Raw genomic sequence first — 10,491 nt, 5'->3', positions numbered from 1 at the left:
GCGCAGGAACTGGTGGCCCTTGTGGGTGATGTTGAGGCCACGCGGATGGCGCTCGAACAGTTCGACGCCGAGATCGCTTTCGAGCTCCTTGATCGCTTCGGTGACCGACGATTGTGAGATCGACAGGTTCTGCGCGGCACCCGAGACCGTGCCTTGCTCGGCGACGGCGATGAAGAACTGCAGCTGGCGGATGGTGAAAGCCATGGCCGGACTAAACACGGCGGAGGCGATGCTGGGAAGTGGCGACCGGCGAACACTTGACAGCTTCGCCAATCGTAACTAACTAAGTTACATGAAGCGCAACAGCCGACTGTCCTCGACCTTGCACATTCTCGTCCACATGGCCGAGAAGCCCGAACAGGCGTTGACCTCCGAGCAGCTTGCCACCTTCATCCACACCAATCCGGTTGTGGTCCGCCGCACCATCGCAGGCTTGCGCGATGCCGGCATCGTCACCTCGTCGCGCGGGCACGGTGGCGGCTGGCTGCTCGGGCGGGCGCCCGAGAAAATATCCCTGGCCGAGATCAGCGTCGCCCTTGGCGAGACGCTGCTGCCGTTCAGCACCGAGCCGGAAAGCCCCGGCTGCCTCGTCGAGCAGGCGGTGATCGCCGTCCTCGACGATTTTCGCATCACCGCCGAAAGGCTGCTGGCGGAGAAGCTGAGCAGCATCACGCTGGCCGACCTGACCGCCGATTTCCGCCGCCGTTTTGATCTCATTGGAGTCTCCAGCCATGCAGTATGATCTTGCCGTCATCGGCGGCAGCTTTGCCGGCCTGTCCGCCGCCATCCAGGTGGCGCGGGCAGGACGCAAGGTGCTGGTGATCGACGCCGGCCAGCCGCGCAACCGCTTTGCCGAGCATTCGCACGGCTTCCTCGGACATGACGGGCGCGCGCCCGGCGCAATCCTGGATGACGCAAGGCGGCAGCTGCTGGCCTATCCGACAGCCAGGGTTGTCGACAGGCGCGCCGACAAGGCCGTTGCCGCCGGCAGCAGCGATTTCGAAATCACCACCGACGGCGAGACATTCGGCGCCGCACGATTGGTGCTGGCCACCGGGGTGCGCGATATCCTGCCGAAGGTTGCCGGGCTTGCCGAGCTCTGGGGCAGGAGCGTGCTGCACTGCCCCTATTGCCACGGCTACGAGGTTTCCGGCGGGCCGCTCGGCGTGCTCGCAACCGGCCCGATGTCCCTGCATCAGGCACAGCTGATCGCCGATTGGCGCGATGTCACACTGTTCGGCAATGGCCTGTTCGAACCCGACACAGAGCAGATGCGCGCGCTGGAGAGCCGAAAGGTGCGGTTTGAGCCCACCAGCGTTGCCGAGCTAAGGGAAGACGGCTCCGGCGGATTGATCGTCCACCTCGACGACGGCCGAAAGGCCGGCGTCAGGGCGATGTTCACCGCTCCGCGCAACATCATGGCCAGCCCGCTGGCCGAACAGCTCGGCTGCGGCTTCTCCGAAGGCCTCCTCGGCCCGGTGATATCAGTCGATGACAGGCAGCAGACGACCGTGCCCGGCGTCTACGCCGCCGGCGACGCGGCACGCTCGATGCACAATATTGCCTTTGCGGTATCGGGTGGCACCTTTGCGGGCGTCTGCGCCCACCAGTCGCTGGTGTTCGGCTAGAACCCGGCTTCCTCGCCGGCGATGCTGAGCCGCGCGCCGGCCTGGGCCAGGGCGGCAGCCAGGTCGTGCGGCGGCGAGCGGTCGGTGGCGAGTTCGGAAAAGCTGTCGAAGCCGCAGACCTGGACCAGACCAAGACGGCCGAATTTCGAGTGATCGGTGATGACGAGGGACCGCTGGCCGCGCGACAGCACCATGCGGCCGAACTCGGCCTCATCCAGATCAAAATCCATGACGCCCATCACCGCGTCGACGCCGCCGGTGGAAATGATGGCGTGGCTGACCGAAAAACGACTGACAAAATCAATCGCCGAGGCGCCGAAAGCAGCGCCGGAATCGCTGCGCAGCTCGCCGCCCGCCATATAGACCTTGTTGCCGTTGATGGTGGCCAGGGTGCGGGCAATATCCGAGGAATTGGTGACGACCGTCAGGCGCCGGTGGCCGAGCAGTTCACGCGCAAGGAACGAGGTCGTCGTGCCGGTGTCGAGCATGATCGATTCCCCGTCGCGAATGGTGGCGGCGACCATGCGGGCAATGACGCGCTTGGCGTCGGCGTTCTCACGCATGCGCCGCTCGAACGGCGCTTCGCCGATCATCGACGGCAGGCCGATGGCGCCATGCATCTTGAGGACAGAGCCGTCACCAGTCAGCGGCTTGACGTCGCGGCGCACCGTCTCCAGCGACACGCCCAGCCGGTCGGCCAGACTGGCGATGGTGACGGTGCCCTCTTCCTGCAGGAGCCGCAGGATCTCGCCGTGTCTTTTGGACTGGGCCATCTGGTTTCCCGAACTGATGCTCCTGACCGATTTTAAGGTAATTCAAGTGCTTTTAAAGGAACTACCTTATGCTTTCAGGCAAAATACCCAAAAAAAGTCACACCTTTTTATTGACAAGCGGGCAGCCCTGGCGTGAAATCGAAGATATCAACAGGCTTCAGATCTGCGACTGGGGCAGAGCCACAACTCAGCGATCAGGCCGTTTGGAACGTGCCTGTTCAAGGAATTTTCAGATCCGCGGGGGCGGATGCCGGGCTCAAAAACCTGGCCAAGGGGCTCGTCGGTGCGGTGCGGGATACCGATCCTGGCGTCCCGCACCGACGAGATTATTTACGTTTCTCCCGCCATCGTTGCGCTGTTCACGGCGCCTTGTCGAAGCCCAGCAAACCAGGGATGTTCCGTGACCGCCGAAGATCGCATCCGCGCCCTGCCCTGCTGGACCGGTAGCATCGAGATCGCACCGCTGCCCGGCGGCCTGAGCAACGCGAATTATGTGGTCACGGACGCGGCCGGACGACATGTCGTGCGCTTCGGCAAGGACTATCCGTTCCACCATGTCTTTCGCGAGCGCGAGGTTATGACCGCGCGGGCGGCGCATGCCGCCGGTTTCGCGCCAGCCGTCCGCCATGCCGAACCAGGCATACTGGTGACGGAATTTCTCGGTGCGAAAACCTATCTGGCGGAAGACGTGCGCGCCAATCTCGGCCGGGTCGCGGCCCTGATGCGCGCCTTCCACCGGGAGATGCCAAATCACGTCTCGGGCGCCGGCTTCATGTTCTGGGTGTTCCATGTCATTCGCGACTATGCGCGCACGCTTGAAGAAGGCGGCAGCCGCAAGCGCAGCGACTTGCCGCGCCTTTTGACACTGGCCGACGAACTGGAGCGCGCGCAGAAACTGCTGCCGATCGTCTTTGGCCACAATGACCTGTTGCCGGCCAATATTCTCGACGACGGCAACAGACTGTGGCTGATCGACTTCGAATATGCCGGCTTCAACACGGCGATGTTCGACCTCGCAGGCGCCGCCTCCAACGCCGGCATGAGCGACGAGGAATCCTTCGCCTTCCTGACCGCCTACTTCATGAAGGAACCGGACGAGGCGATCCGCCGTTCGCACGCGGCCATGCAATGCGCCTCGCTGCTGCGCGAGGCGATGTGGAGCATGGTCTCCGAGCTCTATCTCGACGCACCGGGCATCGACTACGTCGCCTACACCGAGGAAAACCTCGCCCGGCTCGACGCGGCACTGGAAAACTACCGGACAAAATACGGGATACAGAAATCATGACATTGCCGAGCCAGGCCGCCATCGTCGTCATCGGCGGCGGCATCATCGGCTGTTCGACGGCCTATCATCTGGCGCGCGACCACAAGGCTGACGTGGTGCTGCTGGAGCAGGGCAAGCTGACCTCGGGTTCGACCTGGCATGCCGCCGGCCTTGTCGGGCAATTGCGCTCGTCGGCGTCTATCACCCGCGTGCTGAAATACTCCGTCGACCTCTACAAGGGACTGGAGGCCGAGACCGGTCTCGCCACCGGCTGGAAGATGACCGGCTGCCTCAGGCTCGCCACCAATGCCGACCGCTGGACCGAGTACAAAAGGCTGGCGACGACAGCAAAAAGCTTCGGCATGGACATGCAATTGCTGTCGCCGGACGAGGTGAAAAGAATGTGGCCGCTGCTGGAGACCGGCGATCTCGTCGGCGCCTCCTGGCTGCCGACCGACGGCCAGGCGAGCCCCTCCGACATCACGCAGTCGATGGCCAAGGGCGCGCGCATGCATGGCGCCAAACTGTTCGAGGATGTTCGCGTCACCGGCTTCGAGATGAAGGACGGCCGCATCGCGGCGGTGAAGACCAGCAGGGGCGACATCGCTTGCGACAAGGTGGTCAACTGCGCCGGCCAATGGGCGCGGCAAGTGGGGGCCATGGCCGGCATCAACGTGCCGCTTCAGCCGGTGAAGCACCAGTACATCATCACCGAGAAGATCGACGGGCTGGCGACCGACGCGCCGACCATCCGCGACCCTGACCGACGCACCTATTTCAAGGAGGAAGTCGGCGGGCTGGTGATGGGCGGCTATGAGCCTAACCCGCAGGCCTGGGCGACTGGTCTCCCCGGCGACGACGTTCCCAATGATTGGGAATTTAGGCTGTTCGACGACGACTACGACCATTTCGAGCAGCACATGAGCCAAGCGATCGCGCGCGTGCCGGCGCTGGAAACCGTCGGCGTCAAGCAGATGATCAACGGGCCGGAGAGTTTTACGCCGGACGGCAATTTCATTCTCGGTACAGCGCCCGAATGCGCCAACATGTTCGTCGGCGCCGGCTTCAACGCTTTCGGCATCGCCTCGGGCGGCGGCGCCGGCTGGGTGCTGGCGCAGTGGGTGGTCGACGGCGAGGCACCGCTCGACCTGTGGGTGGTCGACATCAGGCGTTTTTCCAACCTGCACCGCGACCGGCAGTGGGTCTGCGACCGCACGCTGGAGGCCTATGGCAAGCATTACACGATCGGCTTCCCGCATGAGGAGTATGCCACCGGGAGACCCCGCATCGTCTCGCCGCTCTACGACAGGCTGAAACAGCAGCGCGCCGTATTCGGCTCGAAGCTCGGATGGGAGCGGCCGAACTGGTTCGCACCGCAAGGCGTCGAGCCGCAGGACATCTATTCGATGGGCCGGCAGAACTGGTTCGCGGCGGTCGGAGACGAACACCGCCATGTGCGCGAAAAGGTCGGCATTTTCGATCAATCGTCTTTCGCCAAATACGAGCTGACCGGGCCAGATGCGTTGAAGGCGCTGGACTGGATCTGCGCCAACGACGTTAGCAAGCCGGTCGGCCGGCTGACCTATACGCAGCTTCTCAACACGCGCGGCGGCATCGAGGCCGATCTGACGGTGGCGCGGCTGGCCGAAGAGAAGTTCTATATCGTCACCGGCACCGGTTTCCGCACGCATGATTTCTCATGGATCAGCGACCATATCGGCGAAGGGCTCGACACCAGGCTTGTCGACGTCACCGAGGATTTCGGCACGCTGTCGCTGATGGGTCCCCGGGCGCGCGACGTGCTCTCGGTGGCGACCGGAGCCGACGTGTCGAATGCCGGCTTCCCGTTCGGCCATGTGCGCGAGATTGCCATCGCCGGCCACACGGTTCGGGCACTGCGCGTCACCTATGTCGGCGAACTCGGCTGGGAACTGCATGTGCCGATCGCGGCCACCGGCGAAGTCTTCGACGCACTGATGGCGGCAGGCGAGAAGCATGACATCCGCCCGGTCGGCTATCGGGCGCTGGAGTCGCTGCGGCTGGAAAAAGGCTATCGCGCCTGGGGCTCCGACATCACCCCCAACGACACGCCGCAGGAAGCCGGGCTCGGTTGGGCGGTCAAGCTGCGCAAGAACACCGATTTCGTTGGACGGCGCGCGCTGGAGAAGACCAGCGGCGCGGCACTGAAGAAACGCTTTGCCGGCTTCACGGTCGACGACCCCGAGATCATGCTGCTCGGCCGCGAAACCATCCTGCGCAATGGCGAACCGGTCGGTTATCTCAGCAGCGGCGGTTACGGCTACACGCTGGGCAGGAACATCGGCTACGGCTATGTGCGCAACGCCGACGGGGTGAGCGATGATTTTCTCGCTTCCGGCGACTATGAACTGGTGGTTGCGATGGAGAGGACAGCGGCCAATATCCACCTCGAGCCGATGTATGATCCGGCAGGCGCCAGGGTCAAAGCGTAGGTTGAATAACGCGCAAAGCGAGGCCGCGGCTTGGTACCGTGTCGGCTTCGCCGGGCATCGAGACGTAAGGACGCGTTTCCTCGACGCGGGTGACGAGGCCTTGCGCCTCGATCTCGCCGACACGCGTGGCAAAGCCGGCATCCCAAAGCGTGTTCTTGACCGTCAGCACGATCACGCCGCCCGGGCGGCAGATGCGGATTAGCTCGTCCAGCCCCTCGACGCCGACATGGCCCGAGGTGAAGACGCCGGCCGAGATTATCCCGGCATAGGCATCATCGGCAAAGGGCAGATGACCGCCGAGCGCAAGGCAGTGGAGCGCGGAATAGACGCCCTTGCGGGCCGCCTGATCCAGCATGCCTTGTGAAATATCGAGTGCCTCGACTTGCGGGTAACCAGCAATATCAAGCCATTCGCCGATGAGCCCGGTGCCGGCCCCGGCATCGAGCAGTGGTGCTGAACCGCGCGGCAGATGGCGGGCCAGCAAGGCAAGGCAGATCGTCGGATGGCGATAGCCGGCGGCCGACATGTCGGCGTCATAGGTTTCCGACCAGCGATCATAGAGTGCGGCCACCTCTTCGGGCCGCTTTGCCGCGTAGGCCGCGCCGAGCGCGCCCTGATGTTTGCTGTCCGCCACTTTTATCCAGTCCGCCAATTTTTGATCTCGCAGTGATGATAGCCAAAGCGCGAAAATTGTGGAACCGTCGCTGGGACAAATAACAGCGTGGGGGCGCAGGCATGGTGACAGACGAGGCGCGTGCGGCACTGGACGCCATTCCCATGCTGGCCGGCTACAGCGGGCCGCTGGAACGGCTGGGCGGCCTCACCAATCTCGTCTTCAAGGCCGGCGACTTCTGCCTGCGCATTCCCGGCAAGGGCACCGAGGAATACATCAACCGGGCCAACGAAGCGGTGGCCGCGCGCGAAGCTGCAAAAGCGGGGGTCAGTCCCGAGGTGCTGCATGTCGACCCCGGTACCGGGGTGATGGTGACACGCTACATCGCCGGCGCCGAAACGATGTCGCCGGAGAAATTCCGGACACGTCCGGGCAGTCCGGCACGCGCCGGCGAAGCCTTTCGCAAGCTGCACGATTCAGGCGCGGTGTTTCCCTTCCGCTTCGAATTGTTCGCGATGATCGACGATTACCTCAAGGTGCTGTCCACCAAGGAGGTCGCCCTGCCCGCCGGTTATCATGACGTGGTGCGAGACGCCGAGAGCGTCCGCTCGGCGCTGGCCGCCCATCCGCTGCCGATCGTCGCCTGCCACTGCGATCCGCTGTGCGAGAACTTTCTCGATACTGGCGAGCGGATGTGGATCGTCGACTGGGAATATTCGGGCATGAACGATCCGCTCTGGGACCTTGGCGACCTCAGCGTGGAGGGCAAGTTCGACGCCGCCCAGGACGAAGAGATGATACGCGCTTATTTCGGCGGCGAGGCGAGGCCGGCGGAGCGCGGCCGCATCGTCATCTACAAGGCAATGTGCGACCTGTTGTGGACCTTGTGGGGGCTGATCCAGCTCGCCAACAACAACCCGGTCGATGATTTTCGCGCTTATGCCGATGGCCGTTTCGCTCGCTGCAAGGCGCTGATGGAGACGCCGGAGTTTTCGCGGCATCTGGCAGCAATACACCGGGGCTGAGCCTGGACTAACTCACGCCCTTCGGCACGTTTTCGGGCGGCACAGTGGTTTCGACCACTTTCTGGCGATGGAAGATGAACAGGCCGGCGAGAACAACAATGGCCGAGCCGATCAGGATGCGCGGACCGGGAACGTCGCCGAAGAACACCAGGCCGAACACCACCGCCCACAGCAGCAGTGTGTAGTGCAGCGGCGCCAATGTCGAAGCCGGCGCCAGCTTGAGCGCCCTGGTGATCATCAGGTGGGCGCCGCAGGAGACGATACCGAGCAGCAGCATGGCGCCGAGATCGAGTGCCGACGGCGTCTGCCAGGCGCCGATGGTCAGCACACCGCCGACCAGCAGCGTGCCGATGGTCTGCCATGTCACCAGATTGGTGTCGCTGGTGCCACGCAGGCGGCGGTTGAGGATGATGGCGAAGGCGAAGGAGATGCTGCCTACCAGCGCAAAACCCGATGACAGCGAGAACGCCGCCGAGGACGGTTTCAGCATGATCAAAACGCCGCAGAAGCCGAGCAGGATCGCCATCCAGCGGCGCCAGCCGACCTTTTCGCCAAGCAAGAGGTGCGAGAGTGCCGCAACGTAGATCGGCCCGGCCATGTAGAAACTCATCACATCGGCAAGCGGCAGATAGACCACGGCGGCATAGAAGAGCGCGGTGTCGAGCGTGGTCATCACCACCCGCAGCAGCTGCAGCTCCAGGCGTTCCATGCGAAACAGCTTGGCCGGGCCCTGATTGGCGATCATCGGGCCGAGCACGAAGAAGGCGCCGATAGAGCGGATCAGCACCACCTGACCGACGGAGAAGCTGGCCACCAGCCACTTGCCCATGGCGTCGTTCAGCGCAAACAGGAAGTCGCCGGCCAGCATCAGCAGAATGCCGGCCAGAAGCACATTCCTGATCGTCGAATTCTGCGCCACGGGCTGCGTCATGCCGATCCCGATTCCTCCCTAGTAAGCCGCGTCGTAGACGGAAGCGGCGGCTTTGACGAGGAGAAAACCGGAAATCGGCAAGGCCAGCATCGGGAATCGGCTGGGTCTGCGCGATTCAGTTCCCTTTTGGCTGCGGCCTGAGGATAATGGGCCGATAGATCACCGGCCTGTCCCAAGGGTCGAAAGCCGGGGTGCGTCTGAGCTCCGCACGCCGCTCCAGATCGATGCGCTGCAGACACTCGGCAAAGGCGTCATTCTTCTTGACGAAGCCGTAGGACCGGCATTTCGCTTCGTCAGCGGTGCGGCGATCCTCTGCCGTTACCGTCGTGCAGCCGGCGCAAAGCGCCGTCAGCGCCACCGCCATCACAGTCTTGCGCCACATGGAATCCTCCTCGGAATAAATTGGAGGCTTAATGTAGACTTATTTCACGACGGGCGAAGCTTTGAGCTTTGATGCAGATGCGGCGTCCTATTGGGCCTGATGCGAATGGTGCCGTCGGTTCACAAGTACCGGCCTTCCGTCGATGGACAGCCTGGTTTCCTGCTTCGTCCGCTCCGCCACCACCTTGCCCCTGGCGATGACGCACAGGCGCTCGGCGCGCAAGCGCAGGGCTTCGACCGGATTGCCGGCATCGAGGACGACAAGGCTGGCGCGCTTGCCGACCGCCAGGCCGAGATGATCGAGGCCCATGATCGCGGCATTGACGTTGGTGACCATATCGAAGCAGCGCGCCATCTCGGCCGGGCTCGACATCTGAGCGACGTGCAGGCCCATGAAGGCGACATCGAGCATGTCGGCGGTGCCCAGCGAATACCAGGGATCGAGCACGCAATCCTGGCCCCAGCCGACGCGAATGCCGAGCGCCAGCATTTCCTTGACCCGAGTCAGGCCCCGGCGCTTCGGGAAGGTGTCATGGCGGCCCTGCAGCATGATGTTGATCAGCGGATTGGGAATGACCGAGACGCCGGCCTCGGCGATCAGCGGCAGCAGCTTCGAGACATAGTAATTGTCCATCGAATGCATCGAGGTGAGATGCGAACCGGCGACCTTGCCCTGCAGACCAAGGCGCTGCGTCTCATACGCAAGCTGTTCGATGTGACGCGACAGTGGATCATCAGTCTCGTCGCAATGCAGGTCGACCATCAGGCCGCGCCTGGCCGCGATCTCGCACAACTCCGTTACCGAACGCGTGCCGTCGGCCATGGTGCGCTCAAAATGCGGGATGCCGCCGACGATGTCGACGCCCATGTCCAAGGCGCGGATGGTGTTCTCCCGAGCCGTTGGCGAGCGATAAAACCCGTCCTGCGGGAAGGCGACCAGTTGCAGGTCGATATAGGGGGCGACCGTCTTCTTGACCTCGAGCAGCGCCTCGACCGCCAGCAGCCTGTCATCGCAGACATCGACATGGGTACGGATTGCGAGCAGGCCCATCGACACCGCCCAGTCGCAATAGGCCAATGCGCGATCACGCACCGCCTCATGCGTCAAAAGCGGCTTCAACTCGCCCCATAGCGAAATGCCTTCGAGCAGTGTACCCGACGCATTGATGCGCGGAATGCCGTAGGAGAGCGTCGCGTCCATGTGGAAATGCGGATCGACGAAGGGTGGCGAGACCAGATTGCCGCGGGCGTCGACCTCGGTCCGCGCAGGACCCTGCAGGGTGGGCTCGATCGCCGTGATCGTCTCACCGTTGATGCCGATGTCGGCAACCCTGCCATCAGGCAGTGTGCCGCCGCGAACGATAAGGTCGAAAGCCATCTGTCGTCATCCCGTCAAAAGAAT

General features: G+C 63.5%; 11 protein-coding genes. 5 read left to right on the top strand and 6 right to left on the bottom strand.

Annotated elements, in window-relative coordinates:
- Window positions 1–204, bottom strand: a 204-nt coding sequence (locus tag EOD15_RS19720; protein WP_148129589.1) for a LysR family transcriptional regulator, incomplete at its 3' end; no start/stop codon positions are given.
- 88 nt (window positions 205–292) lie between these two features.
- Between EOD15_RS19720 and EOD15_RS19715 the strand changes: the two genes are divergently transcribed.
- Together EOD15_RS19715 and EOD15_RS19710 are read left to right on the top strand one after the other, a co-directional pair.
- Window positions 293–742 carry an Rrf2 family transcriptional regulator gene (locus EOD15_RS19715; RefSeq protein ID WP_127408753.1) on the top strand — a complete coding sequence of 150 codons (450 nt, stop codon included), beginning with the start codon at window positions 293–295 and terminating at the stop codon, window positions 740–742.
- Window positions 732–1,628 (top strand): NAD(P)/FAD-dependent oxidoreductase, encoded by an 897-nt coding sequence (locus EOD15_RS19710; protein ID WP_127323184.1) that lies wholly within the window; start codon window positions 732–734, stop codon window positions 1,626–1,628. Before EOD15_RS19715 ends, EOD15_RS19710 begins: the two co-directional genes overlap by 11 nt.
- On the opposite strand, the gene EOD15_RS19705 is transcribed toward EOD15_RS19710, so the two are convergent.
- Window positions 1,625–2,401, bottom strand: a complete 777-nt coding sequence (locus EOD15_RS19705) for a DeoR/GlpR family DNA-binding transcription regulator (RefSeq protein ID WP_127408752.1) — start codon at window positions 2,399–2,401, stop codon at window positions 1,625–1,627. The two genes, EOD15_RS19710 and EOD15_RS19705, sit on opposite strands and share 4 nt — an antisense overlap.
- A gap of 400 nt (window positions 2,402–2,801) precedes the next feature.
- Between EOD15_RS19705 and EOD15_RS19700 the strand changes: the two genes are divergently transcribed.
- Window positions 2,802–3,689 carry a phosphotransferase family protein gene (locus EOD15_RS19700; protein WP_127267468.1) on the top strand — a complete coding sequence of 296 codons (888 nt, stop codon included), beginning with the start codon at window positions 2,802–2,804 and terminating at the stop codon, window positions 3,687–3,689.
- Window positions 3,686–6,139, top strand: coding sequence for an FAD-dependent oxidoreductase (locus EOD15_RS19695; RefSeq protein ID WP_127319204.1), 2,454 nt, complete (start codon window positions 3,686–3,688; stop codon window positions 6,137–6,139). The genes EOD15_RS19700 and EOD15_RS19695 overlap by 4 nt, the downstream gene beginning before the upstream one ends.
- Here the strand turns inward: EOD15_RS19695 and EOD15_RS19690 are convergent.
- Entirely contained in the window at window positions 6,129–6,773 is a 645-nt protein-coding gene (locus EOD15_RS19690) for a class I SAM-dependent methyltransferase (RefSeq protein ID WP_164761622.1), read from the bottom strand. The two genes, EOD15_RS19695 and EOD15_RS19690, sit on opposite strands and share 11 nt — an antisense overlap.
- Before the next feature lie 101 nt (window positions 6,774–6,874).
- Here EOD15_RS19690 and EOD15_RS19685 point away from each other — a divergent pair, with 101 nt between their 5' ends.
- A complete protein-coding gene (locus EOD15_RS19685; RefSeq protein WP_127319200.1) occupies window positions 6,875–7,777 on the top strand; it encodes a phosphotransferase family protein in 903 nt (300 codons plus the stop codon).
- Between the two features lie 7 nt (window positions 7,778–7,784).
- Here EOD15_RS19685 and EOD15_RS19680 read toward each other — a convergent pair whose 3' ends face one another.
- The 3 genes from EOD15_RS19680 to EOD15_RS19670 form a co-directional block, all read right to left on the bottom strand.
- Entirely contained in the window at window positions 7,785–8,708 is a 924-nt protein-coding gene (locus EOD15_RS19680) for a DMT family transporter (RefSeq protein ID WP_127319198.1), read from the bottom strand.
- Between the two features lie 115 nt (window positions 8,709–8,823).
- Window positions 8,824–9,090, bottom strand: coding sequence for a hypothetical protein (locus tag EOD15_RS19675; protein ID WP_127319196.1), 267 nt, complete (start codon window positions 9,088–9,090; stop codon window positions 8,824–8,826).
- A gap of 87 nt (window positions 9,091–9,177) precedes the next feature.
- Window positions 9,178–10,467 (bottom strand): amidohydrolase family protein, encoded by a 1,290-nt coding sequence (locus EOD15_RS19670; RefSeq protein WP_127319194.1) that lies wholly within the window; start codon window positions 10,465–10,467, stop codon window positions 9,178–9,180.
- Window positions 10,468–10,491: the final 24 nt, after the last annotated feature.

The sequence above is a fragment of the Mesorhizobium sp. M7A.T.Ca.US.000.02.2.1 genome (assembly GCF_003996995.1).
Lineage (GTDB): Bacteria > Pseudomonadota > Alphaproteobacteria > Rhizobiales > Rhizobiaceae > Mesorhizobium.
This window is presented reverse-complemented; position numbering and strand designations above follow the sequence as displayed.